We start from the raw sequence: 25,565 nt of genomic DNA, 5'->3' as shown, positions 1-25,565 counted from the left end.
TTGGATCGAGACCATGGAAAACTCCCCTAGACGCCGAGCCAGCCGCGCACCATGGCGCCGAGATCGCCCTCGAAGGCGGAGCGATCGCCCTCGATGTCGTTGCGCCCGGAGCCGAGGACATAGACGTAGTCGGCGACCGCCACGGCGGCCCGCACGTCCTGGTCGACCAGCAGGATGGTGCGGCCCTCCGCCTTCAGGGCCTGCAGCTCCTGATAGACCTGACGCGCGACGATCGGCGAGAGCCCGACCGACGGCTCGTCGACGAGCAGCACCTTCGGATCGGGCACCAGCATGCGGGCGATCTCGACGGCGCGCTGCTGGCCGCCGCTGAGGCTGCCGGCCGGCCGGTCGCGCAGCTCCCGCAGATGCGGATAGCGGGTCAGCACAGCCTCGACGGCAGCGGCGAGCCGCTTGCGGTCGGACCGCATCGACCAACCGCCGAGTTCGATGTTCTCGTGGACGGTCAGGTCCGGAAAGGTCGAGCGCCCCTGCGGCAGCAGCCCGACGCCGAGCGCGATGTGGCGATGCGCCGGCAATTGCCCGATGTCGGTGTCGTCCAGCATCACGGTGCCCTGCTGCGGCGCCAGGAAGCCGGCCGCGACCTTGAGCAGCGTCGACTTGCCGGCGCCGTTCGGCCCGAGCACCACGGTGATGCGCCCCGCCCGCGCCGTCACGTCGACGCCGCGGAGCACGGGGTGCGCCGGGGTGTAGCCGGCGACGAGGCTCGTCATGCGGAGCGTCGGCGCGGTCATGCGTCGCTGCGTCCCAGATAGCCGTCGATCACCTTCTCCTCCGCGATCACCTCGGCCGGCAGGCCGCGCGCCGCGACGGCGCCCTCGACCAGGCACACCATCTGGTCCGACATCGCGACCAGATCCGGCACCTCGTGGCTGACGATCAGGAACGAGGCGCCCTCCTGCGCGACCGTCTCGCGGATGCAACGCACGAGCGTGGTCTTGATCTGCGGATGCACGCCGGCGAAAGGCTCGTCCATCAGCACGACGCGCGGCCGGGTGACCAGCGTGCGGGCGAACTCCAGGAGCCGCTGCTGGCCGCCGGACAGCTCGCTCGCGACCCGGTCGGCATGCCGCTCGAGGCCGACGAAGGCGAGCAACTCGGCGGCACGCCGCCGCGCCGGGCCACGATCGAGAGCCCGCTGATGGAGGAGCGGCACGAACAGGTTCTGCATGGCGGTCAAGGTGCGGAACACCCGCGCGGCCTGGAACGTGCGGGTGATGCCGAGCGCGGCGAGATCGGACGGGCGGCGCCCCGTGGTCGCGGCGCCGCCGAGCCGGATCTCGCCCTGGTCCGGCGAAAGCACGCCGTTGACGATGTTCAGCAGCGTCGTCTTGCCGGAGCCGTTCGGCCCGATCAGGCCGACGACCGCGCGGTCCGGCACCGAGAACGACACGTCCCGCACGGCGATCACGCCGCGGAACCGTTTCCCGATGCCGTCGATGCTCAGGAGCGGCGCACCGCCCGCCCCGCTCATGACCGAGTGCTCACGACCGAGTGCTCACAGCTGCGTGCTCACGGCTTGGCGAACACCGGCGGCGCGGTGCGGGCCTGCTTCGGCCAGACGACCTGGTTCTTGCCATTCTGGAACTGCAGCAGCACCTGGCTGTAGACCGGCGTGCCGTCCGGCTGATAGCGGAACGTTCCGGCCGCGGTCTTGAACTCGTTGGCGTAGATGTACTCCTTGAGCTTGGCCTGATCGAGCGTCTTGGCGCCGGTGACCGCCTGCTCGATTACCTGCAGGATGGCGTAGCCGACGATCGCATAGGTCGGCAGCGTCTCGTAGCCGCGCGTCTTGAACACCTCGGCGAGCTCGGCGAGTCCCGGATAGCCCTGGGTCGGCCACGCGATCGTGGTGCCGAAGCCGTTCTCGGCCGCCTCGCCGAGCTTCGGCCACGCCGACAGCGTCGTCACCTGCGAGCCGCAGGTGCAGAACACCATCGGCTTGAGACCCTGCTGATGGACGGTGCGGGCGATGTTGAGGGTGTCGTTGGGCAGGCCGAGCGCCAGCACCATGTCGGCGTTCGCCGCGCGCGCCTTCTGGACGAGACCGTTGAAGTCCGTGGTCGTCGGCGGATACTGCTCGTCGACGACGATCGGGATTCCGGCCGCCTTGGCGTAGCCGAGCACGCCGCCGACGCCGCCGAGCCCGGCCCGCACCACCACGGTGAAGGGGTTCTGCGACGTGAACACGGCGAGGCGCTTGGGCTTCTGGTCGGGCGGCAGCTCGCCCAGCATCTCGAACAGGCCGCGCGTGTAGTCGGGCTCCTGATAGGTGAAGCTGCCGATCATCGAGCCCTTGTTGTTCTTGAAGATGTTGATGCCGACGAAGCCGCCGTTGAACAACAGCTTCTCGTGCGACATCACGATCGGCACGACGGCGCCGCCCACGAAGGTCGTGTAGGGGGCCAGCACGAGGTCGACCTTGTCCTGGTCGAGCAACCGGTTGTAGAGAGACTGGGCGACGGTCGGCGTGCTCTCGTCGTTGTAGATGATCATCTTGACCGGCCGGCCGAGCAGGCCGCCCTTCTTGTTCACCTCCTCGACCCAGCGGTCGTAGACGAACTTGTAGTCGGTCGAGGGCTCGGCATAGGCGCCGGTCAGGCCGAGCGTCCCGCCGATCACGATCGGGGTCTGCTGGGCCGCAGCCGGCGCGGCACCGGCGATCGCCGCGGCGAGGCCCGAGGCGAGGACGAGGACGCGACGCCGCGTCTGTTCGAACGAAGTCATGCTGGAACCTCCCTGGAGACGATTCTTGTCGTGAACCTGTCGTGGTCGCGCGGCGGCGAACGGACCAGCCGCGGTCCCGTCGGTCGCTCAGGCGGCGTCGAGGCCGGCGCGGCGCAGCGCCACGCCGGTGACGGCCGACCAGTCCTGGTGGCCGGCCCCGTGCGCGAGCGCGTCGAGATAGTTGTCGCGGAGAACGCTGGCGAAGGGCAGCGGCAGGTTCGCCGCCTCGCCGGCGGCAAGCGCGAGCCGGGCATCCTTCAGGCCGAGCGCGAGATCGAACCCGGCGGGCTCGAAGCGCTGATGCGCGACGAGATCCGCATAGATGCGGAAGATCGGCACGTCGAACAGCGAACCGACGACGACGTCCAGGAGGTCGGCCGGCGGCATGTCGTAGGCGCGCGCGAGCGCCGCCGCCTCGCCGAGCGACTCGATGACGCACGCGACCAGGAGATTGCCGGCGATCTTGGTCACGTTGGCGCGCGTCGGATCTTCGCCGAGCCGCCAGGTCTTGCGGCCGATCGCGTCGAACAGCGGCTGCACCCGGTCGATCGCCGCCGCGGGGCCGGCCGCCATGATGTTCAGCTCGCGCCGCGCCGCCATCTCGGGACGGCCGAACACCGGCGCCGCCACATAGGCGATCCCGTGCCGGCCATGCAGCGCGGTCAGCTCCTGCGCGCACGCGAGCGAGGCCGTCGCCATGTTGACGTGAACGAGCCCCTTGGGCGCGGCGGCGAGGAGATCGTCGGTGAACACGCCGCGCATCGCCGCGTCGTTCGGCAGCATCGAGACGACGGCATCGCCCCGGAGCGCGTCGCGGGCACTCGAGACGCCGGTGGCACCGGCCGCGACGGCGGTCGCCACGGCGACGTCGGACACGTCCCAGACGTGGACGCGATGGCCGGTCTGCAAAAGGTTGCGGAGCATGGCGAGCCCCATTCGGCCCGCCCCGACGAATCCGACCTCCATGACGTCTCCATCCCGGCGCTTTTTAGTATTTTGTATATCAGGCAGGTTAGCGTGTCGGGACGAGGTTGCAAGCGGGCCGTTGCGCCGGAACGAGGTGCCGCCGCTCAGGCGGGAGGGGATCGGGGGATCAGCGCCTCGGCGGCACGGGCTCGTCGACGCCCGCGCCACCCGACGCCGCATCGCCGGCCGCGGCCGCGTCGAGCGGCACGATGTGCTCGACGATGCCGCGGGCGATCTCGCGCTCGCCCATGATCACCACGGCGGCACCGAGCGACTCCAGGTGCTCGACCTCGGCGTCGGAATGCGCCCGCGCGATGATCTCGAGCGCCGGATTGGCGGCCTTCGCCTGCTCGACCACCTGCCCGGCCTCGAAGGCGTTGGGGATCGCGAGCACCAGCCTGCGGGCGCCCGCCAGGTTGGCGGCGGCCAGCACCTCCGGGTCGGCGGCGTTGCCGGCCACCACGTCGGTCCCCTGCGAGCGCAACGCCGCGACGGCCGCGTCGGCGTCCTCGATCACCAGGACCGGGAGCCCCCGTGCGGCGAGCGCGGTCGCGACCAGGCTGCCGACCCGGCCATGGCCGACCAGCACCGTGTGGCCGGTGAGCGCGGTGGCGACCAGCGGCTCGACCGCGGTCGCGGCGGGGGACGTTCGGGCGCCCGCGGCCACCGTGCCGCCCATCGGCGAGGCGACCGGCCCGCCGGCGCGGCGCCTGAGCGCGGCGACCGTCGCGAAGGCGAGCGGATTGAGCAGGATCGACAGGATGGCGCCGGCCAGGATCAGGTCGCGCGCCGCCTCCGGCAGCAGCTTCAGGCCGACGCCGAGCTCGGCGAGGATGAAGGAGAACTCGCCGATCTGTGCGAGGCTTGCCGAGATGATCAGCGCCGTGCTGGTCGGGTGGCCGAACGCCCGCACGATGAGGAACGCCGCGGCCGACTTGCCGACGACGATGATGAACAGGGTGATCAGCACGGCGATCGGCTCACGCAGGATGCTCGCCGGATCGAACAGCATGCCGACCGAGACGAAGAACAGCACCGCGAAGGCGTCGCGCAGCGGCAGCGATTCTTCGGCGGCCCGATGGCTCAGCTCGGATTCGGACAGGATCATGCCGGCGAAGAAGGCGCCGAGCGCGAACGACACGCCGAACAGCTTCGCCGCCCCGAAGGCGACGCCGAGCGCGATCGCCAGCACGGCGAGCCGGAACAATTCGCGCGAGCCGGTGTGCGCGACCCAGTGCAGGACCCACGGAATCACGCGCCGGCCGACCACCAGCATCAAGACGACGAAGCCGGCGACCTTCAGAACCGTCACGGCGAGCACACCGCCGACGCCGAGGTCGCCGACGAAGCCGAACAGGCCGCCCGGCGCCGCATGGCCGCTCGCATCCGCGCCGCCGGTGCCGAGCGCCCCGGCGAGCGCCGGCAGCAGCACCAGCGCCAGCACCATCGCGAGATCCTCGACGATCAGCCAGCCGACCGCGATCTTACCGCGCTCGGTCTCGACGAGACGGCGCTCCTGCAGGGCCCGCAGCAGCACGACGGTCGAGGCGACCGAGAGCGCGAGCCCGAACACCAACGCGGCCGGCATCGACCAGCCGAGCCACCAGGCGAGTCCCGCGCCCATCGCCGTCGCGGCGGCGATCTGCACGATCGCTCCCGGCACGGCGATCGCCCGCACGGAGAGCAGATCGTCGAGCGAGAAGTGCAGGCCGACGCCGAACATCAAGAGGATCACGCCCATCTCGGCGAGCTCCGGCGCCAGCGTCTGGTCGGCGACGAAGCCCGGCGTGTGCGGACCGACCAGCACCCCCGCCACGAGATATCCGACCAGCGGCGGCACCTTCAGCCGGTGCGCGAGCGCGCCGAACACGAAGGCGAGGCCGAGACCGGCGACGATGGTGGCGATCAGCGGAGTGTGATGCAGCATGAACGGCGAGGCCTCGCACGGTCCCGCGGGCGGAACGGCATCCTGATGGATGGATTTCCGCCATTATGATCGGTTAGAGGACGATCGAGCAAGCGCACCGGCACGCGTCGTCCGCGACTTCGTGCGCGAGATGCGATACGACACGCGAATCGATATCACCAGTGAACCGTGACAGCTGTTCGCGACCCGACGAGACCCTGGCGACGAGACCTTGGGACGAGAGCCTGGCGACGAGAGCCTGACAGCGAGATCATGACGGCCAGACGCGCGACACGACAGCAGACGAGCGGCACGGCGACGCCGGCCGGCCTGCGCGCTTGTCTGGTCATCGCCCTGCTGATGCTGCACTGGAGCGCGCTGCCGCTGCTCGGGCTCCATCTCGGGATCGGCGTCGGCGGCACGATGTCGCGGGGCGTCGAGAACGCCGATCAGACGGCGCGGCCAGCCCTTCCGGTGCGCGACATGCTCCGCGCCGCCGTGACGATGCGGGCGGAGCGCAGCGAGCCGGGCGCCCCGGCCGCCTTCGGGCCGTCGGGCGATCACCCGGCCGTGCTGCCGGTCGATGTGCAACTGACGATCGTCGGGGCAGCGACGCGCCTCGCCGGGCCATCGATCGAGTCGTCGCGCGCGCGCGTCCGCCGCGCCTTCGACGCGCGCGGTCCGCCGGCCGTCGGGGTCTGAGCCCGACCGCGCCTCCGTCGCGCGGCTGTTTCCTCCTTTCCGATCTCATCACGGTCCCGCCGGGCGACGACGTCGCGCCGGTGCGCGATCGCTCGACCTGGACGACACCCATGCGAACCTCGCCTCGGGTGCTGGTGACCTATGCCCTCGTGATCCTTCTGGGCATGCTCGCGGCACTCCCCAATCTCCTCACCTCCACCCAGCTCGCGGCCCTGCCGGACTGGCTCCCCAAGAAGCAGATCACGCTCGGGCTCGATCTGCGCGGCGGATCGCATCTCGTGCTCGAGGTCGACATCCGCGAGCTCGTCAAGGAGCGCCTGCAGGGGCTCGTCGGCGAAGCCCGGCGCGAGCTGCGCCAGGCCGGCATCGAGACCGCCTCGGTCCGCCGGCAGGACAATGCCGTGGTGGTCGACCTGCGGGATCCGGCCCGCGAGGCCGATGCCGTGAAGCTCCTGCGCAAGCTCGCGCAGCCGGTGGCGTCGCTCGCCTTCGGCAGCCCGACGACCACCGACATCACGGTGACGCCCGGCCCGGCCGGTCCGACCGGCCCAGCCGGACGCATCCGCATGACGCTCGGCGAGGACGGCATCCGCGACCGCACAAACGCCGCCGTGGAGCAGAGCATCGAGATCATCCGCCAGCGAATCGATCAGGTCGGCGTCGCCGAGCCGACGATCCAGCGCGCCGGCGCCGACCGGATTCTCGTGCAGCTTCCCGGCGTGCAGGATCCGAGCCGCATCCGTGCGCTGCTCGGCAGCACCGCCAAGCTGACCTTCCATATGCTGTCGATGACCGATCCGTCCGGACCGCTGCCGGCGGGCGTTCACGTGATGCCCGGCACCACGGCGGGCGAGCGCTACGCCATCGAGGATCGCGTGTCGGTCGCCGGCGACCGGCTCGCCGACGCGCGCGCCGGCTTCGACCAGCGCACCGGTGAGCCGATCGTCTCGTTCCGCTTCGACGGGGTCGGCGCCCGCCAGTTCGCCGACATCACCACGGCCAATGTCGGCCGGCCCTTCGCCATCGTGCTCGACGGCAGGGTGCTGAGCGCGCCGGTGATCCGCGAGCCGATCACCGGCGGCTCGGGCCAGATCAGCGGCCGCTTCACGGTGGCGCAGGCGACCGACCTCGCCGCGCTGCTGCGCGCCGGTGCGCTGCCGGCGCCGCTCACCGTGATCGAGGAGCGCACCGTCGGCGCCGATCTCGGTGGCGATGCCATTGCGCGCGGCCTGGAGAGCGGGCTCATCGGCTTCGGCCTGGTGTTCGCCTTCATGCTGGTGCTGTATGGGCCGTGGGGGCTCGTCGCCAACGCGGCCCTCGCCCTCAACGTGGTGCTGACGCTGGGTGCCCTCAGCGTGCTCGGCGCCACCCTGACGCTGCCCGGCATCGCCGGCATCGTGCTCGGCATCGGGCTCGCGGTCGACGCCAACGTGCTGGTCAACGAGCGCATCCGCGAGGAGACCCGCAAGGGTCTCGGCGCGTTCGCGGCGCTCGATGCGGGCTTCAATCGCGCCTGGGCGACCATCGTCGACTCCAACGTCACGGCGTTGATCGCCACTGCGCTCCTGTTCCTGTTCGGCTCCGGCGCGGTGCGCGGCTTCGCCGTCACGATGGGGCTCGGCATCGCCATTTCGATGTTCACGGCGGTGTCGATCGTGCGGGTGATCATGACCGCGATCGTCCGGCGCCGGCGTCTGAAGACCCTGGACATCGGGCCGCTGTTCCGACTGCGGCTGATCCCGGAGGGCACCGCGATTCCGTTCATGCGCGGCCGCTTCGTCGGCATCGGCGTGTCGGCCTTCCTGTCGCTCGCCTCGCTCGGCCTGTTCGTCACGCCGGGGCTCAATTACGGCGTCGACTTCCGCGGAGGCATCCAGATGGAGGTGGTGACCAAGGGGCCGGCCGACCTCGCCGCGCTGCGCAGCGGGCTGGACAAGCTCGGGCTCGGCGAGATCGCGCTGCAGGAGTTCGGCGACGCCTCGACCGTGCTGGTGCGGGCTGAGCGGCAACCCGGCGACGAGGCGGCCCAGACCGCGGCCGTGGAGACGATCCGCGCAGAGCTCGCGACGATCGCGCCGGGCTCGAAGGTCGAACGCACCGAGGTCGTGGGGCCGAAGGTGAGCGGCGAGCTCGCCACCGCGGGCGTGCTCGCCGTGGTGCTCGCGAGCCTCGCCATGATGGCCTACATCTGGGTGCGTTTCGAATGGCCGTTCGCGGTCGGTGCCATCGCGACCCTGGTGCTCGACGTCACCAAGACGGTCGGCTTCTTCGCGCTGACCGGGCTCGACTTCAACCTCACGGCGATCGCGGCGCTGCTGACGCTGATCGGCTACTCGGTCAACGACAAGGTCGTGGTATACGACCGCATGCGTGAGAACATGCGGCGTTTCAAGGCGATGCCGCTGCGCGACGTGATCGACCGGTCGATCAACGAGACGCTCGGCCGCAGCCTCTACACCTCGGTGACGGCGTTCCTGGCGATGCTGCCGATGGCGCTTTTCGGCGGCGCCGCGGTGGCTAGCTTCGCCATTCCGATGGTGTTCGGCATCGTCGTGGCGGCGAGCTCGTCGGTGTTCATCGCGGCGCCGATCCTCCTGTTCCTCGGCGACTGGCGGACCCGCCGGCGGGCGGCGATCGCCCCGCATCGCGGCGACGAGGCCGAGAGTCCGGCCTGAGCGGCCGATGCGCGCGACCGACAGCCGGCGCCGCGCGGTGCCGGCGGTCGGCAGGCGGCGGGCGTATCATCCGGCATCCGCCCGATCACTTCCGGTCATTCCGGGGCGGTGCGCAGCGCCGAACCCGGAATCCAGCCGAGCGTTCGGGCGTATCGCTGGATTCCGGGTTCGCGGCTTCGCCGCGCCCCGGAATGAGGGCGTACCGATCGACCGCAACGGGTGTCAGATCAGCAGGCCGTCGCGCAGCTCCAGCACGCGGTCGAAGCGGTCGACGATCTTCTCGTCGTGGGTGACGACGACGATCGCCGCCTTCTGGTCGACGGCGACGCGGCGGAGCAGATCCATCACGGTCTGGGCGCGCTGCGAATCGAGCGCCGCGGTCGGCTCGTCGGCCAGGATGATGCGGGGCCGGTTGGCGAGCGCGCGGGCGATGGCGACGCGCTGCGCCTCGCCGCCCGAAAGCTGCGACGGAAAGGCGTCGCGGCGATGACCGACGTCGAGATAGTCGAGCAGCTCGCCGGCGCGACGCCGGGCCGCTGCGCGCGGCTCTCCGGCGAGCTGAAGCACCAGCGCCACATTGTCGGTCGCTGTGAGGAACGGCAGCAGGTTGTGGAACTGGAAGATGAAGCCGACGGTCTCGAGCCGCAGCCGGCGCAGATCGCGCCGCAGCCAGTGCCCCTCGGCGAAGATGTCCTCGCCGGCGATCCGCACCGTGCCCGCCGACGGCGCCAGGATGCAGCCGACGATGTTGAGCACCGTCGTCTTGCCGGAGCCGCTCGGGCCGCGCAGCCCGACCACCTCGCCGGCGCCGACGTCGAACGAGACGCCGCGCAGCGCGTCGACCCGCGCCGGGCCCTCACCGTAGTGCTTCTTCACGTCGACGAAGCTGACGAGGGGTGTCGCGGCGTCGATCATCGCGGCACTGATCATCGCGGGGCTGATCATCGTAGGATCGCTCATGCTGCGCTCCTCACCCGGCCAGCGCCGTCGCTGGATCGACCTTGAGGGCGAGCCGGACACCGAGCGTGCTGGCGACCAGGCAGATGACGACGACCACGGTGGCGAGCGCCATCACGTCCGGCGGATCGACGACGACGCGGCGCGGGAAGCTGTCCTTGAGGGCGAGGAGCAGGCCGAGGCCCGCGGCGAATCCGATCGCGCCCATCGCGAGCGCCTGCTGCAGGATCAGGCCGACGATGGTGCGATCCGGCGCGCCGATCAGCTTGAGGGTGGCGATCTCGCGGGTCTTGTCGATGGTCAGCGTGTGGATGATCAGCGCGATGATCACGGTCGAGACGATCAGCAGCAGCGTCGTGAACAGACCGATCTGCCGGCGCGCCCGCTCGATCACCGAGCGGCTCAGCACCGTCTCCTGCTCCTCCTGGGTCAGCACCGCGAGATGCTTCCAGCGCCGCACGCCGTCGGCGACGCTCGCCACCGGCACGTCGGGGCTCACCCGCGCGACGATCGCGTTGACGATGTCGCTCGACGCCTCGCCGCCGCCGCGGGCGAGCTCGCGGCGCGCCGCCGGCGGGGCGAGCTCGAACTGCAGCTTCTGCGAGTCGCGCAGCGTGATGAACACCACCGGGTCGCCGCCCGAGGAGACCTGCCCGGCCGTGACGCCGACCACCGTGAAGGTGCGGCGGCCGAGCTTCAGACGCTCGCCGACCGTCAGGCCGGTCGAGCGATCGACGACCGCCTCGTAGCGGCTCTGCACGATCGGGCGCCCGTCGATCAGGTTCGCCGGCCCGCCGGGACGGCCGGGCTCGGAGCCGATCACATAGACGCGCAGCTTGCCGGCCGCCGTCTCGGTCTCGACCGACTGGAACGTCACGGCGCCGGCCACCGTGACGCCGGCGACGCGGGCGACCGCCTCGCGCGTGTCGCCGGGCAGCCGCGAGGCCTCGGCGAACGGACCGCGCGTATTGGTCTCGACCACCCAGAGGTCGACGGCCGGCGAGCGCGCGAGCGTCAACGCCTCGGCGATCAGGCCGCGATAGATGCCGAGCATCGAGAGCACGATGGCGAGCAGCAGGCCGAGCCCCAGGCAGGTCATCAGGAAGCGGCCGAGATTGTGCCGGATGTCGCGGGCCGCGAGATTCATGGCCGCGATCCTTGGGCCCGCGATTCTTGGGCCCGCGATTCTTGGGCCCCTGCCGCGATCGAGGCGGAGCGTCCCTCGCGAAATCCCGAGCCGACCACGGCGGCGATGCGGGCGCCGTCCGGCAGCCCGCCCCTCAGCGCGACGCGGCCATCGTGATTGCGGTCCCCGAGCTGCACCTGCGCGCGAGCGAGCCGTCCATCGCGAACGATCCAGACGACACCGGTGGCGCCGTCGAAGCGCTCGATCGCCTTTTCGGGGATCATCAGGGCGTGCGGCAGCACCGCCTTGGTGACGAACACCTCGGCCTGCTCGCCGATGTGGAAGTCGGTCGGACAGTCCGTGCAGGCGACGTAGACGCGGCGCTCCTCGTTGACCCGGTCGCTCTCGATGCCGATGCGCACGACCGTGCCGTGGAACGTCCTTTGGGGCAGCGAGCGCAGCCGCACCTCGGCGGGCTGGCCGAGCGCGATGCCGCCGGCGCGCGCCTCGTCCACATAGGCGAGGATCCACACGGTCTGCGGCGCGACCAGCGTGAACAGCGCCTCGCCGGCCCCCACCACGGCGCCGAGCTCCTTCGCACGCGACACCACGATCGCGTCGAACGGCGCCTTGAGGACGTGCTGATCGAGCACGGCGCGGTCGCTGGCGAGCTGGGCGCGGGCGTCGTCGAGCCTCGCCTTGGCGGACGCGATCTCGCTCTGGGCGACCAGGAGATCGGCGCCGGCGATCGCCTCGTTGGCCTGTGCCTCCTCGGCGGCCTCCTGCGACACCGACTGGCGCTCGAGCAGCGACTGGCGGCGGCGGTTGGTCTGCACGCGCTGGCGATGCGTCGCCTCCGACTTGCGGGCGGCCGCCTCGGCGACCTTAAGGGCCGCTTCGGCGCTGGCGACCTGGGCTTCCGCCTTGGCGAGGCGCGCCGCCTGCTCGGTCGCGTCGATCGCGGCCAGCACCTGCCCGGTCTTGACGGCGTCGCCGTGGTCGGCGTGCAGCGCCGTGAGCGTGCCGGCCACCTTGAACCCGGTCCGGCTCGTCACCCGCGCCTCCACGGTGCCGAGCCCGAACACTTTTATGGGCACCTCGACCCCCGGCTCCACGACCGTGACCGAGATGGGCGACGATCGCACGACGAAGACCACGCCGGCCGCGACGACGGCGACGACACCGAGCACGGCGAGCACGAGAGCGAGGCGGCGCATGGGCTGCTCTGATCAGGACAAGGGGAGCGAATGGACGACACCGTGGACAAGCACGCAGGACGGATGCACGGCGGGACCGATCACGCGAACGATCACGGGCGGGAATGATCACAGGTCCGAGTGTCCATGCGATGTCTTGAATGTAAAGTCGTGTAAAGACCGGACGGTCGGGCGCGCATCGCAGATGTCCCGACCATCTTACCTCTCGTTGCGTCGATTGCCGTCGCGGCCGAACACGTGTATTCTGATTGGCGAGAGGATCTCCCGACCGATGCAACCGTCGATCCTGCGCCTGCTCGGGCTGGCCGCGCTGCTCGTCGCAGTCGCGGTCGGCTTCGTTGCGGCCGGATCCGGCCACGCCCAGGCCCATCCGGGACATGGTCACGATCGTCCGGGCCATGCTCACGCCGGTCATCTCCTGCCGAGCCTAGTCCAATCAGGTGATGCCCATGCGGGTCACGTCCCGGCACCGCCGCCGGTGTCGGCTCCGGCCGAAGTCGACCTGACAGTCTCGGCCACGACGATTACCCAAGCGCCGCATTCGGCCACCCTCGCGCCGCAGGCGAGCGTGCATGAATCCAACTCGTCCGGCGCCGCCGCGGTCGACGGGTCCGTGCAGCACGACGGCACGGCATCCGGAGGCGGCTGCGCGGCACCCGGCTGCTGCGGCGGTGGTCCCTGCAGTGTCTGCTGCTCGGTGGTGCCCACCGGTGCCGGCCTCGTCTGGCCGTCGCGTGCCGCCGCGACGCTCGGCATCCTCTCCGGCCCGACGCTCGACGACGCGGTGTCGTCCGGCCTGATCCGTCCCCCTCGATCCTTCGTCTGAGCCCGCTTCCGCAACGACCACGCCCCCGGCCCGTCCCGCCGGGACGTGATCACTGCCCGGTTCCAGGACGAAGGACGTTTTTCGATGCTCTCCCGCATGTTTCGCGCGGCCGCGTCACACGCGACCGTGGCGGCTGCCGCGCTGCTCGTCGCGCTGCTCGCCAGCATGGCGACCGCCGTCGCCCACGAAGGTCACGATCACGGCGACCAGCCGACCGCGCCGGCCCATGTGCTGCCGCGCGGCGAGGCGACGAGCGGACCCTTCCAGCTCGTCGCCGTCCTCAACGGCGACGAGCTGGCCCTGTGGCTCGACGACTTCGCCACCAACCGGCCCATCACGGACGCCACGCTGGAGATCGAGACCCCGCAGGGGCCGGTAGCGGCGGACGCGCGATCGGCGGACGGCAGCTTCCGCCTGAAGGCGCCCTGGCTCACGGCCGCCGGCGCCGCCGCCGGAGGACATGTCGATCTCGCCGTCACGGTGACGGCCGGCGACGCGATCGAGATTCTCGCGCTCACCATCGAGACCGGAGGCGCGGCGGCGACCACGGCCCCGCCCGCCGCCGGCAGCTGGCCGGCCTGGACGGCCCGCCTCGCCGCGCTCGGCCGGCCGGCCGTGCTGTCGACGCTGGCCGGCGGCATCGCGGCGGGCCTGCTCCTCGCCGGCCTGTTCGGACGGCGCCGCGCCGCCGCCGTGCCGCTCGCCGGCGTCGGGCTTCTCGCCGCGGTCGGCCTCGGGCTCCTCCAGCAGGAGAGCGTCGCGCACGAGGAGCAGGCCGCCGACGTCCAGCAGGTAGCGCCCCGCCCGTCCGCGACCGCGGTCGCCGAGCGGGCGCAGCGCCAGACCGACGGCACCCTCTTCGTGCCCAAGGCGGTGCAGCGCATCTTCGCGCTGGAGAACACGCTCTCGGTAACCAGCGACACGCGTCGCGCCGTCGAGCTGCCGGGCCGCATCATCCCGGACCCGGACGCCGCCGGCTACGTGCAGACCGCGGTGGGCGGCCGGCTGGCGCCGCCGCCCGGCGGCTTCCCGCGGCTCGGTGCGACCGTGAAGGCCGGCGACGTGCTCGCCTATGTCACGCCGCCCGTGCAGGCGATCGACGCCTCCGACATGCGCCAGCGCCAGGGCGAGCTCGACCAGCAGATCGCCATCGTCGAGCGCCGCATCGCGCGCTGGGAGCCGCTCGCCGCCTCCGGCGCCGTCACCCGCACCCAGCTCGAGGAAGCCAGGCTCGAGCTGAAGGGCCTCGCCGACCGCCGCGCCGCGCTCGACCGCGTGCGCCGCGAGCCGGAGGCGCTGGTCGCCCCGGTGTCGGGCATCGTCGCCGACGGCGTGCCGGTCGCCGGCCAGATCGCCCAGACCAACGCGATCGTGTTCCAGATCGTCGACCCGACGCGCCTGTGGGTCGAGGCGATGAGCTTCGATCCGCTCGACGGCCTCGCCCAGGCGAGCGCCGTCACGGCCGGCGGGACGACGCTGCCGCTCGCCTTCCGGGGCGCCGGCTTCGCCGATCGCGGCCAGGCCATCCCGGTGCACTTCGCCGTCACGGGCGACACCAAGGGCATCCGCAGCGGCCAGTTCGTCACCGTGGTGGCGGCGACCGGGGAGACGACGTCCGGCCTCGCCGTGCCGCGCTCCGCCGTCGTGCGCGGGTCCGACGGTCAGGCGCAGGTGTTCGACCACGTCTCGGCCGAGCGATTCGTGCCGCGCCCGGTGCGCACCGCGCCGCTCGACGGCGACCGCGTGCTGATCCTGGCCGGCGTCGAGCCGGGCCGGCGGATCGTCGTGCAGGGCGCGCCGCTCCTCGACAACGTGCGCTGAGGCCGCGCCATGTTCACCACCCTGGTCACCCAGTCGCTGCGCAACCGCATCCTGGTGCTGGCGCTCGCCGCCGTGCTGATCCTCGTCGGGATGTTCAGCGTGTCGCGCCTGCCCGTCGACGTCTTCCCCGACCTCAATCGCCAGACCATCACGATCATGACCGAGGCGGAGGGGCTCGCGCCGCCCGAGGTCGAGCTGCTCGTCACCTATCCGATCGAGACGCGGATGAACGGGGCACCCGGCGTCACCCGCATCCGCTCGGTGTCGGGCGTCGGCCTGTCCATCGTCTATGTCGAGTTCGAGTGGGGCGGCGACATCTACCGCAACCGCCAGCTCGTCGCCGAGCGGCTCGCGCTGGTGCGCGATCAGCTCCCGCCCGAGGTGACCCCGATGATGGGGCCGGTCTCCTCGCTGATGGGCCAGATCGTGATGATCGCCATGACGAGCCAGACCGCGACCCCGATGGAGCTGCGCGAGACCGCCGACTTCGTGGTGCGGCCGCGGCTGCTGGCGATTCCGGGTGTCGCCCAGGTGATCCCGATGGGCGGCGAGGTACGCCAGTATCGCGTCTCGCCGCAGCCGCCGGCGCTGCGCGCGCTGGGCGTGAGCTACGAGCAGATCGAGAAGGCGCTCACCGCCTTCGGCGCCAATGCGGGCGGCGGCTTCGCCGATCTCGATGCGCGCGAGGTGCTGATCCGCAACATCGGCCGCACGACCAGTCTCGAGGATCTGCGCAACGTGGTCGTCGCGACCGTCGACGAGCGGCCCGTGTTCCTGCACCAGGTCGCGACCGTCGACTACGCGGCGCGCGCCAAGCGCGGCGATTCCGGCTACATGGGCAAGCCCGCCGTGGTCGTCGCCATCGAGAAGCAGCCGGACGTCGACACGGTGGCGCTGACGCGCCGCATCGAGGAGGCCGTCAAGGAGCTGGAGCCGTCGCTGCCGCACGGCATCTCGCTCGACAATCCGATGTTCCGCCAGGCCGACTTCATCGAGACCTCGATCCGCAACGTCGAGACGGTGCTGATCGAAGCCGGCATCGTCGTCGCCGTGGTGCTGTTCGCCTTCCTGTTGAACTGGCGCACCACCGTGATCTCGCTGACCGCGATCCCGATGTCGATCCTGATCACGGCCGTGGTGTTCCACCTCGCCGGGCTCTCGATCAACACCATGACGCTCGGCGGCATCGCCATCGCGATCGGCGAGCTGGTCGACGACGCGGTCGTCGACGTGGAGAACATCTTCCGCCGCCTGCGCGAGAACGTCGCGCTGGGCTCGCCCCGCACGGTGTTCGACTTGGTGGTCGGCGCCTCGCAGGAGGTGCGCTCCGGCATCGTCTACGCCACCGCCATCATCGTGATGGTGTTCGTGCCGCTGTTCGCGCTCGGCGGCATCGAGGGCAAGCTGTTCGCGCCGCTCGGCCAGGCTTACATCGTCTCGATCCTGGCGAGCCTCCTGGTGTCGATCACGCTGACGCCCGTGATGGCCTTCTACATGCTGCCGGCGCTCGGCCGGCACGCCCATCGCGAGGGCTGGCTGGTCCGCGTGCTCAAGCGCGGCTATGCGGCGACGCTGCGCCGCGCCTACGGCAACGGCGGGCCGATCATCGGCGCCACCGTGGCGCTGGTGATCGCCGCCGGCGCCGCCGCGCTGTCGCTGCCGCGCGTCTTCCTGCCGCCCTTCAACGAAGGCACGTTCACGATCCTGCTCACCTTCAATCCGGGCGTGTCGCTGCCCGAGTCGAACCGCGTCGGCACCATCGCCGAGCGCCTCCTGATGGACGTTCCGGGCATCCGCACGGTCGGCCGGCGCACCGGCCGGGCCGAGCTCGACGAGCACGCCGAGGGCATCCACGTCACCGAGCTCGAGGTCGCGCTCGACCGCGGCCGCCCCAAGCAGGAGATCGTCGCCGACATCCGGGCGCGGCTCGCCGTGCTGCCGCTGTCGCTCAACATCGGCCAACCGATCTCGCACCGGCTCGACCACATGCTGTCCGGCATCCGCTCCGAGCTCGCCCTGAAGGTGTTCGGCGAGGATCTCGACACCATGCGGACGGTCGCCGAGAGCTTCCGCGAGAAGCTCGCCGGCATCCCTGGCGTCGTCGACCTGCAGGTCGAGAAGCAGGTGCGCATCCCGCAGCTCGAGATCCGCGTCGACTACGGCCGCGCCGCGCTCTACGGCGTGCAGCCGGCCGCCGTGGTCGATCAGCTCGGCCGCCTCTCGAACGGCCGCGTCGTCTCGCGGGTGATCGACGGCAATCGCCGCTTCGACGTGGTGATGCGCCTGCCCGAGCGGCTGCGCACCACCGGCGGGCTCGGCGATCTCCTGATCGAGACGCCGCGCGGCTGGATCCCGGCCCGCCTGATCGCCGACATCCGCGAGACCGACGGGCCGAACCAGATCCTCCGCGAGAACGCCCGCCGCCGCATCGTCGTGCTCGCCAATGGCGACGGCTCCAGCGACATGGCCGGCATCGTCGCGTCGATCCGGAAGATCATCGCGGAGACCTCGCTGCCGCAGGGCGTCACGGCGCGCCTGGAAGGAACGTTCCAGGCCCAGGAGGAGGCGACCCGCACCATCGGGCTCCTGTCGCTCGTCTCGCTGTCGATGATCTTCGCGATCCTGTACGGCCGCTACCGCTCGGCCGTGCTGGCGCTGATCATCATGGGCAGCGTGCCGCTCGCGCTGATCGGCTCGGTCGCGGCGCTGTGGATCGCCGGCGAGCCCCTGTCGGTCGCCAGCATGGTCGGCTTCATCACGCTCACCGGCATCGCGGCCCGCAACGGCATCCTCAAGATCAGCCACATCGCGAATCTCGCGGTGAGCGAGGGCATGCCGTTCGGCCGCGATCTCGTCACCCGCGGGTGCCTGGAGCGGATGACGCCGGTGTTGATGACGGCGCTCTCCGCCGGCGTCGCGCTGGTGCCGTTGCTGATCGATGCCTCGGGCGCCGGCAAGGAGATCCTGCACCCGGTCGCCGTCACGATCTTCGGCGGGCTGATCAGCGCGACGCTGCTCGACGCCTTCGTGACGCCGATCCTGGTGCTGCGCCTCGGCGAGAAGCCGATCGCCCGGCTGCGCGCCATCGCGGCCGAACGCGCCACCGATTCCGCCGCGGCCACGCCCGCGCCGGCGACCTACTGATCACTCACTCACACCACAGAAGGAGAATCTCGATGGTCAACCGACGCACCCTGCTCACGAACGCCGCCCTCATGACCGCCGCCCTGATGGCCGGCACCACCCTGCTCGCCCCCGCGCCGGTCCTCGCCCACAATCCGAAGCCGAGCCACGGCGGCCGGATCGTCATCGCCGGCAACTTTCACGTCGAGCTGGTGATCGACGGCACGAGCCTGTCGGCCTATCTGCTCGGCCACGACGACAAGCCGCGCGATGCGGCCGGCTATCAGGGCGTCGCCCTACTGGTGGTCGACGGCAAGAGCCAGCGCGTGCCGCTCGCGCCCGCCGGCGGCAACCGCCTCGACGGCAAGGCACCCGCAGCGCTGCCGGCGACCGTCAAGGCGGTCGTGCAGATCACCGGGCCGAGCGGCGCCACGGCGCAGGCCAAGTTCGACTGACGGCCGGCAAAGCGGAGTGCCTGGTGAAGTCGCCCCGCACTCCGCTCATGCCCGCGAAGGCGGGCATCCAGGGCTCCACGTCGTGACGCCCCTGGGTCCCCGCCTTCGCGGGGACGAGCGGAAATCGGGGCAATGCACGTAGACGAGAACGAGCGCCTGCTCCGGCTCAGGCCGGCAGCGGCTGCGGCGCGGCGGCTTCGGCCTCTCGGCGGATGCGGGTCAGCACCTGGCGCAGCAGGGTGAGGTCGACCGGCTTCGGCAGCGCCTCGCGCACGTCGAGCTTCATCAGGATCGCCATCGACACGGTCTCGCTGCGCATCGCCGCGTTCGAGCCGCTGACGATGACGATCGGGGAGCGGCAGTCCATCTCGACCAGCGCATGCATGACGTCGAGGCCGTTGCGGGCGCCGAGCGAGAGATCGAGCGTGATGGCCGTGAACACCGTGCGGCGCAGGCTCGACACCGCCGCGCCGAAGGTCGCGGCCTGGGTCGGTACGTAGCCGGCCCGATCGGCCGTCTTGCACAGCACCATCCGGTGCACCGGATCGTCGTCGATCACCAGCACGGTCGAAGCGGCGACGGTCGGTGCGCCGACGGTCGGCGCGGCGACGGCGCCCGCACAGGCGGGCTCGAACGACTTCCGGAGGATCGGGTCGTGGGCCAGATCGAGCATGTCCGACCTCCCAGCTCGTGATTGGACCCCTCCGACCTACGCCCGCCGGCCCCAACGTCCTGTTAATTCGATCCGACAAACTCGGGCATATTGTCGAATTCGCCGCAACGAACTCGAAACCGCATCACTCCGCCAATCGCGCACCGCCCTCAGGGCGCCCGCCGCCCGGCCGCCGATGCCCGCCGCGGGCCCGCATCCGCGGACGTCGGCGACAGGTCCGAGAGCGCCTCGACCACGGCGCGCAGGCCGCGGTCGAGCCGCTTGTCCCGGCGCAGAACGACGCCGAGCGAGCGGGCCAGCCGCGGCGACAGCGGCCGCATCGCGATCTGGCCGCGCGCCTCCGCCGCCGCGACCGCGAGGCGCGGCAGCACGGCGAATCCAAGCCCGGCGCCGACCAGCTCCTTGATCGCCTCGACGCTGCCGAGCTCCATCACGGGCTTCGGCGTGCGGCCGGCGCGGGCGAACCAGCGATCGATCACCCGGCGCGTGTTGCCGCCGGCCTCGTAGAGCACCAGCGGCTTGTCGGCGAGCGCGGCGGCGCCGAAGCGCGGCGGCAGCGCCGCGTCGGGCGGCGCCACCGCGACCAGCTCGTCGGCATAGACGGGCGTCACCTGGAAGTTGCGGCCGGCGATCGGCAGGGTCGCCAGCGCGACGTCGAGCGCATTGGCGGCGAGGCGGTCGAGAATGTCGGCGGTGTTGCCGGTCTCGACCGTCAGCTCAAGCCCGGGCAGGCGCCGCCGCAGCGCCCGCAGCACCGGCGGAAGCAGATAGATGCAGGCCGTGGCGCCGGTGCCGATGCGCACCCGCCCGGCCGTCCCGGCGCGGTGCGGCGCCAGCGCCGCGACCGCAGCGGCGAGCTCGTCGCCGATGCGGCTCGCGTGGACGAGGAGATCGCTGCCCGCCGCGGTCGGCTGGGCGCGGCGGCCGAGCCGCTCGATCAGCCGCACCCCGAGCCGTCGCTCGAGGGTGCGGATCTGCAGGCTGACGGCCGGCTGCGTCAGCCCGGCCCGTTCGGCCGCGGCCGAGAAGCTGCCGAGCGTCGCCACGTCGCAGAAGGTGCGGAGCTGGTCGAGCGTCACGCCTTTCATGGCAGCGATCCTTATCGGATGCATAAGTCCCATAAGCTTCCATCGCGGCGCCTCAGGGCGCAAGATCGCAGGCCCGCGGCACGCCGCTCCGCCCTGCCCGCTCCGGGCCTCTCGCGAGGTGTTCTTGTCCCGTCCGCTCGTCTCGTCCCGGCCGTCGCTGCGCGATTGCGCGGTCGGCGACCTCCCGGCCGTCACGGCCATCTACGCCGAGGCGGTGCGCCACGGCCGCGCCAGCTTCGAGCTCGAGCCGCCCGATCTCGCCGAGATGACGCGGCGCCGTGCCGTCCTGGTCGCCGGCGGCTTTCCGTATCTGGTCGCCGAGATCGACGGCGCGGTCGCCGGCTACGCCTATGCGGGGCCGTATCGGCCGCGGCCCGCCTATGCCTGGACGGTGGAGAACTCGGTCTATGTCGCGCCGCAGCTGCAGGGCCGCGGCCTCGGCCTCGCGCTGCTCACCCGGCTGGTCGAGGCGGCAACCGCGCGCGGCTTCCGCCAGATGATCGCCGTGATCGGCGATTCGGCGAACCACGCCTCGATCCGGCTGCACACCCGCGCCGGCTTCGCACCGGTCGGCGTGCTGCGGGCGAGCGGCTTCAAGCACGGCGTCTGGCTCGACAGCGTGCTGATGCAGCGCCCGCTCGGCGACGGCGACCGCACGCCCCCGCCCGCTCCGGCTGCCCGATGAACGCCGGCAGCGGCATCTCGCGACGCCTGGTCGCGGCGCTCGGCGCCGGGCAGCTCGTGATGTGGGGCGTGTCCTATTATCTGGTCGGCGTGCTCGGCGACCCGATGGCGGCCGACCTCGGCTGGTCGCGCACCGCCGTCTATGGCGGCTTCGCGCTGGCGCTCGTGGTGATGGGCATCGTCTCGGCACCGGTCGGTCGGGCCATCGACCGGCTCGGCGGGCGCCGGGTGATGACGGCCGGCTCGCTGCTCACCGCGCTCGGCTGCGCCGGGCTGGCCGCCACGACCGGGCCGATCTCGTTCTTCGCCGCCTGGGCCTGCCTCGGCCTCGCGATGCGGATGACGCTCTACGAGGCGGCCTTCGCGGCGCTGGTGCGGATCGGCGGCCGCGACGCGCGGCCCGCCATCGCCCAGATCACGCTCTTGGGCGGGCTCGCGTCCAGCGTGTTCTGGCCGATCGGCGACCTCCTCACCAAGGGCTTCGGCTGGCGCGGCGCCGCACTCGGCTACGCCGCCTTCGCGCTCGCCACCGTGCCGATCCACCGGGCGATCCCGGACGCCCGTGCGAGCGATCGCCCGGTGCCGACCGGCACCGCCCCGCCGCCGGCGCCGCTCGCCGTGACGCCGGCCCAGCACCGCACCGCCGCCGTGCTCTACGCCACCGCCGTGACCGTGACGGCCTTCCTCGCCGCCGCCATGTCGGCCCACATGATCGGGCTGATGGCCGGGCTCGGCCTCGGCGCCGGCATGGCCGTGTGGATGTCGGCGCTGCGCGGCGTCGGCCAGTCGACGGCGCGGCTCGGCGAGGTGGCGCTCGGCGGCCGCAGCGACCCGCTGGCGCTCGGCACGCTGGCGGCGGCGCTGTTGCCCCTCGGCTTCGTGGTCGGGCTGTGGGGTGGCGTGTCGCTCACGGCGGCGGCCGTGTTCGCGCTCGCTTACGGGGCCGGCAACGGGCTGATGACGGTGGTGCGCGGTACCCAGCCGCTGGTGCTGTTCGACCATCGCACCTATGGCGGCCTGGTCGGACGCCTCACCGCGGCGAGCTTCTTCGTCTCGGCGGCGGCGCCCGTGACCTACGCAGCCGTGATCGACCGGCTCGGCGCCGGCGTCGCGCTGATCGGCTCGGCCGTGCTGGGCGTCATCGTGCTCGCCTGCGCAGCGACGCTGCTTCTCATCTTCCGCCGGCGCGAGGAGATCAGCGGACCGTGAGACCGCGCGTCCTGAAGATCGCGATCGCCGCCGCGATCTGCTCGGCGGTCGGCACCGGCGTGTCGCCGAGCGGATAGGCGCGGCCGAGCGCCGCCCATTTGTGCTCGCCGAGCCGGTGATAGGGCAGCACGTCGACCTGCTGCACCAGCGGGCCGAGCTCGACCAGAAAGTCCGCGAGCCGGGCGATGTCGGCCTCGCCGTCGGTGAGGCCGGGCACCAGCACGTAGCGGATCCACAAGGGCTTGCCGAGCCGCACCATGCGCCGCGCGAAGTCGAGCGTGGGGCCGAGCTCGCGGCCGGTGATCTGTTTGTAGACGGCCGGATCGGAATGCTTGATGTCGAGCATCACGAGATCGACCGGATCGAACCAGTCGTCCGCGACTTTTCGGCCGAGGAAGCCAGTGGTGTCGAGCGCGGTGTGCAGGCGCAGGTCGTCGTGCAGGCGGCGCAGGAGCGCGCCGACGAAGCCGGGCTGGCTCATCGGCTCGCCGCCCGAGACCGTGACGCCGCCGGCGAGGCGCAGGAAGCCGCGATACGGCGCGATCTCGGCGATCGCCTCGTCGAGGTCGACGCGGCGGCCACCCTTCGTGGTCCAGGTGTCGGGGTTGTGGCAGTAGACGCAGCGCAGCGGACAGCCGGCCACGAAGTAGACGAACCGCATGCCCGGCCCGTCACCCGCCGCCCCGGTCTCGACCGAGTGCAGGAACCCGACCGGCGCCGCGTCGGCATCGGTGCCGGCCGGCGGCACGATCACGCAGGCCGGACGACCGGCGGGGGCGTGGATCAGCGAGGGCTCGGGGGTCATGGTCTCTTGTCCTTCGGCTCGTCGTCGGCGCCCGGCCCGCGATCAGGAGTGTTTGGAGCCGGGCGCCTTCGCGACGAACGCTTCTGACCGGCGCCGCCGCGAAGCGGCGCCGGTCGTGATCACATGCAGCCGTGGAACGTCCGGCTGATCACGTCGAGCTGCTGCTCGCGCGACAGCTTGACGAAGTTCACGGCGTAGCCGGACACCCGGATGGTGAGCTGCGGATAGTTCTCCGGGTGCTCCATCGCGTCGAGCAGCGTGTCGCGGTTGAGCACGTTGACGTTGACGTGATGGCCCATGGCGCCCGCGAAGGCGTCGAGGCAGGCGGCGAGGTTCTTCTGCCGCTCCTCCGGCACCCGGCCGAGCGCCGTCGGGGTCGCCGAGGCGGTCCAGGAGATGCCGTCGAGCGCGCAGGCGTAAGGGATCTTCGCGACCGACGCGCCAGCCGCGACGAAGCCCTTCTTGTCGCGCCCGTTCATCGGGTTGGCGCCCGGCGCGAAGGGCTCGCCGGCGCGGCGGCCGTCCGGCGTGTTGCCGGTCTTCTTGCCGTAGACGACGTTCGACGTGATGGTCAGCACCGACTGGGTCGGCACCGCGTCGCGATAGAAGTGCGGCTGCGCCTTGATCTTCTCGATGAAGCTCTCGGCCAGCCACACGGCGATCGCGTCGGCACGGTCGTCGTTGTTGCCGTAGGCCGGGTAGTCGCCCTCGATCACGTAGTCGACCGCGAGGCCGGCGGCGTTGCGCACCACCTTCACCTTGGCGTGCTTGATGGCCGACAGGCTATCGGCGGCGACCGACAGGCCGGCGATGCCGCACGCCATGGTGCGCAGCACGTCACGGTCGTGCAGCGCCATCTCGATGCGCTCGTAGGCGTACTTGTCGTGCATGTAGTGGATGACGTTGAGCGCCTTGACGTAGGTCTTGGCGAGCCAGCTCATCATCGGATCGAGCTTGGCGACCACGGTGTCGTAGTCGAGCACGTCGCCCTCGATCGGCGTGAAGCCCTCGGCCACCACGAGGCCGGATTTCTCGTCGACGCCGCCGTTGATCGCGTAGAGCAGCGCCTTGGCGAGGTTGGCGCGGGCGCCGAAGAACTGCATCTGCTTGCCGATGCGCATCGGCGAGACGCAGCAGGCGATGCCGTAATCGTCGCCCCAGTGCGGCCGCATCACGTCGTCGTTCTCGTACTGGATCGACGAGGTCTCGATCGACACCTTGGCGCAGAAGTCCTTGAAGCCCTCGGGCAGCTGGGTCGACCACAGCACCGTGAGATTGGGCTCGGGCGCCGGGCCGAGATTGAACAGCGTCTGCAGGAACCGGAAGCTGGTCTTCGTCACCAGCGGACGGCCGTCCTCGCCGATGCCGCCGATCGACTCGGTCACCCAGGTCGGGTCGCCGGAGAACAGCGTGTCGTATTCGGGCGTGCGCAGGAAGCGCACGATGCGGAGCTTGATCACCATGTCGTCGATCAGCTCCTGCGCCTGCGCCTCGGTGAGGAGCCCGCGCGCGATGTCGCGATCGAGATAGATGTCGAGGAAGGTCGAGACACGGCCGAGCGACATCGCCGCGCCGTTCTGCTCCTTCACGGCGGCCAGATAGCCGAAATAGGTCCACTGCACGGCCTCGCGGCCGGTCGCGGCCGGCTGGGTCACGTCGCAGCCGTAGGTCGCCGCCATCTGGGCGAGCTCGTCGAGGGCGCGGATCTGCTCGTTGAGCTCCTCGCGCAGCCGCATCGTCGTCTCGTCGAAGACGGCGTCGTCGATCTCGTGCAGCTCGCGCCGCTTGTCGGCCTTCAGACGCTCGGTGCCGTAGAGCGCGACGCGGCGATAGTCGCCGATGATGCGGCCGCGGCCGTAGGCGTCCGGCAGGCCGGTGACCACGCCGGACTTGCGGGCCGCGAGGATCTCCGGCGAGTAGGCGTCGAAGACGCCCTGGTTGTGGCTCTTGCGGTACTTGGTCCAGATCTCCTGGACGATCGGGTCGATCTGGAACCCGTAGGCCTCGAGGCCCATCTCGACCATGCGCAGGCCGCCGTTCGGCATGATGGCGCGCTTGAGCGGCGCGTCGGTCTGCAGGCCGACGATCAGCTCGGCGTCACGATCGATGAAGCCCGGCGCATGCGCCGTGATGGCGGCGGGCTTGTCGGCCGACACGTCGAGCACGCCCTTCTTGCGCTCCTCGGCGAGCAGCCCCGTGAGCGTCTCCCAGACGCCGAGCGTGCGCTTGGTCGGACCGGCGAGGAACGCCGCGTCACCGAGATAGGGGCGATAGTTCGCCTGGATGAATCCGCGCACGTCGATCCGGCTCTGCCACGGTCCGGCGACGAAGCCGGCCCACGGCTCGGTTGCGGTGACGGTCTCGGTGATGGCGTTCATGACGACCTCTGAAGGAAACTTGTCCGGCGGAGGCACGAGCACGCGGCGGGTCGGTCGTCTGATACCGAAAGGCGTGTCAGGCGAGGAAGGTCGTCACGGAGACGTCGGAGCCTTGCGGTTCCGGCGAGACCGCCCGGCCCTCAGGGTCGCGCAGCGGTTCGAACCTCGATGTCAGGTGATATATCACTACGTATTTCCGGTGAGCAGCG

Annotated in this window: 20 protein-coding genes; 8 read left to right on the top strand and 12 right to left on the bottom strand. The window is 71.3% G+C overall.

Going from position 1 to position 25,565, the window contains the following annotated elements; translation table 11 throughout:
• Positions 1-26: 26 nt before the first annotated feature.
• From ABTU92_RS05285 to ybaL, 5 genes are all read right to left on the bottom strand, one after another.
• A complete protein-coding gene (locus ABTU92_RS05285) occupies positions 27-752 on the bottom strand; it encodes an ABC transporter ATP-binding protein (RefSeq protein WP_408088367.1) in 726 nt (241 codons plus the stop codon).
• The gene (locus ABTU92_RS05280) at positions 749-1,492 is read right to left on the bottom strand and encodes an ABC transporter ATP-binding protein (RefSeq protein WP_408088365.1); all 744 of its coding nucleotides are present in this window, start codon (positions 1,490-1,492) and stop codon (positions 749-751) included. Before ABTU92_RS05280 ends, ABTU92_RS05285 begins: the two co-directional genes overlap by 4 nt.
• 38 nt (positions 1,493-1,530) lie before the next feature.
• On the bottom strand, positions 1,531-2,745 hold the full coding sequence (locus ABTU92_RS05275) for an amino acid ABC transporter substrate-binding protein (RefSeq protein ID WP_408088363.1): 1,215 nt from the start codon (positions 2,743-2,745) through the stop codon (positions 1,531-1,533).
• A gap of 87 nt (positions 2,746-2,832) precedes the next feature.
• Positions 2,833-3,891: an NAD(P)-dependent oxidoreductase gene (locus ABTU92_RS05270; RefSeq protein WP_408088361.1), complete on the bottom strand. Its 1,059-nt coding sequence runs from the start codon at positions 3,889-3,891 to the stop codon at positions 2,833-2,835.
• Positions 3,839-5,638, bottom strand: a complete 1,800-nt coding sequence (gene ybaL / locus ABTU92_RS05265; RefSeq protein ID WP_408088359.1) for a YbaL family putative K(+) efflux transporter — start codon at positions 5,636-5,638, stop codon at positions 3,839-3,841. Before ybaL ends, ABTU92_RS05270 begins: the two co-directional genes overlap by 53 nt.
• A gap of 252 nt (positions 5,639-5,890) precedes the next feature.
• On the opposite strand from ybaL, the gene ABTU92_RS05260 reads away from it, so the two are divergent.
• On the top strand, positions 5,891-6,319 hold the full coding sequence (locus tag ABTU92_RS05260) for a hypothetical protein (protein WP_408088357.1): 429 nt from the start codon (positions 5,891-5,893) through the stop codon (positions 6,317-6,319).
• 110 nt (positions 6,320-6,429) lie between these two features.
• On the top strand, positions 6,430-8,994 hold the full coding sequence (gene secD / locus ABTU92_RS05255; protein ID WP_408088355.1) for a protein translocase subunit SecD: 2,565 nt from the start codon (positions 6,430-6,432) through the stop codon (positions 8,992-8,994).
• Between the two features lie 222 nt (positions 8,995-9,216).
• Here secD and ABTU92_RS05250 read toward each other — a convergent pair whose 3' ends face one another.
• Genes ABTU92_RS05250 through ABTU92_RS05240 form a run of 3 tightly spaced genes read right to left on the bottom strand, consistent with a single transcriptional unit; the run spans position 9,217 to position 12,294 of the window.
• On the bottom strand, positions 9,217-9,909 hold the full coding sequence (locus ABTU92_RS05250; RefSeq protein WP_408088435.1) for an ABC transporter ATP-binding protein: 693 nt from the start codon (positions 9,907-9,909) through the stop codon (positions 9,217-9,219).
• A 55-nt stretch (positions 9,910-9,964) separates the two neighbouring features.
• A complete protein-coding gene (locus tag ABTU92_RS05245; protein WP_408088353.1) occupies positions 9,965-11,098 on the bottom strand; it encodes an ABC transporter permease in 1,134 nt (377 codons plus the stop codon).
• Positions 11,095-12,294 (bottom strand): efflux RND transporter periplasmic adaptor subunit, encoded by a 1,200-nt coding sequence (locus ABTU92_RS05240; RefSeq protein WP_408088351.1) that lies wholly within the window; start codon positions 12,292-12,294, stop codon positions 11,095-11,097. The genes ABTU92_RS05245 and ABTU92_RS05240 overlap by 4 nt, the downstream gene beginning before the upstream one ends.
• Positions 12,295-12,565: 271 nt before the next feature.
• On the opposite strand from ABTU92_RS05240, the gene ABTU92_RS05235 reads away from it, so the two are divergent.
• From ABTU92_RS05235 to ABTU92_RS05220, 4 genes are all read left to right on the top strand, one after another.
• Positions 12,566-13,120 carry a hypothetical protein gene (locus tag ABTU92_RS05235; RefSeq protein ID WP_408088349.1) on the top strand — a complete coding sequence of 185 codons (555 nt, stop codon included), beginning with the start codon at positions 12,566-12,568 and terminating at the stop codon, positions 13,118-13,120.
• 84 nt (positions 13,121-13,204) lie between these two features.
• Positions 13,205-14,941 (top strand): efflux RND transporter periplasmic adaptor subunit, encoded by a 1,737-nt coding sequence (locus ABTU92_RS05230; protein WP_408088347.1) that lies wholly within the window; start codon positions 13,205-13,207, stop codon positions 14,939-14,941.
• A 9-nt stretch (positions 14,942-14,950) separates the two neighbouring features.
• Positions 14,951-18,085 (top strand): efflux RND transporter permease subunit, encoded by a 3,135-nt coding sequence (locus ABTU92_RS05225; protein WP_408088345.1) that lies wholly within the window; start codon positions 14,951-14,953, stop codon positions 18,083-18,085.
• A gap of 32 nt (positions 18,086-18,117) precedes the next feature.
• Positions 18,118-18,519, top strand: a complete 402-nt coding sequence (locus ABTU92_RS05220) for a hypothetical protein (protein WP_408088343.1) — start codon at positions 18,118-18,120, stop codon at positions 18,517-18,519.
• Positions 18,520-18,685: 166 nt separating this feature from the next.
• On the opposite strand, the gene ABTU92_RS05215 is transcribed toward ABTU92_RS05220, so the two are convergent.
• Entirely contained in the window at positions 18,686-19,192 is a 507-nt protein-coding gene (locus ABTU92_RS05215) for a response regulator (protein ID WP_408088341.1), read from the bottom strand.
• A 149-nt stretch (positions 19,193-19,341) separates the two neighbouring features.
• A complete protein-coding gene (locus ABTU92_RS05210) occupies positions 19,342-20,280 on the bottom strand; it encodes a LysR family transcriptional regulator (protein ID WP_408088339.1) in 939 nt (312 codons plus the stop codon).
• Positions 20,281-20,404: 124 nt separating this feature from the next.
• On the opposite strand from ABTU92_RS05210, the gene ABTU92_RS05205 reads away from it, so the two are divergent.
• Both ABTU92_RS05205 and ABTU92_RS05200 read left to right on the top strand, forming a co-directional pair.
• Positions 20,405-20,965: an N-acetyltransferase family protein gene (locus ABTU92_RS05205; protein ID WP_408088337.1), complete on the top strand. Its 561-nt coding sequence runs from the start codon at positions 20,405-20,407 to the stop codon at positions 20,963-20,965.
• Positions 20,962-22,173, top strand: a complete 1,212-nt coding sequence (locus ABTU92_RS05200; protein WP_408088335.1) for an MFS transporter — start codon at positions 20,962-20,964, stop codon at positions 22,171-22,173. The genes ABTU92_RS05205 and ABTU92_RS05200 overlap by 4 nt, the downstream gene beginning before the upstream one ends.
• Here ABTU92_RS05200 and pflA read toward each other — a convergent pair.
• Positions 22,160-22,978: a pyruvate formate-lyase-activating protein gene (gene pflA, locus ABTU92_RS05195; protein ID WP_408088333.1), complete on the bottom strand. Its 819-nt coding sequence runs from the start codon at positions 22,976-22,978 to the stop codon at positions 22,160-22,162. The two genes, ABTU92_RS05200 and pflA, sit on opposite strands and share 14 nt — an antisense overlap.
• Positions 22,979-23,097: 119 nt before the next feature.
• Entirely contained in the window at positions 23,098-25,356 is a 2,259-nt protein-coding gene (gene pflB / locus ABTU92_RS05190; protein WP_408088331.1) for a formate C-acetyltransferase, read from the bottom strand.
• Positions 25,357-25,565 lie beyond the last annotated feature (209 nt).

It is taken from the genome of Rhodoplanes sp. SY1, from assembly GCF_046000175.1.
Taxonomy (GTDB): Bacteria; Pseudomonadota; Alphaproteobacteria; order Rhizobiales; family Xanthobacteraceae; genus Rhodoplanes.
This window is presented reverse-complemented; position numbering and strand designations above follow the sequence as displayed.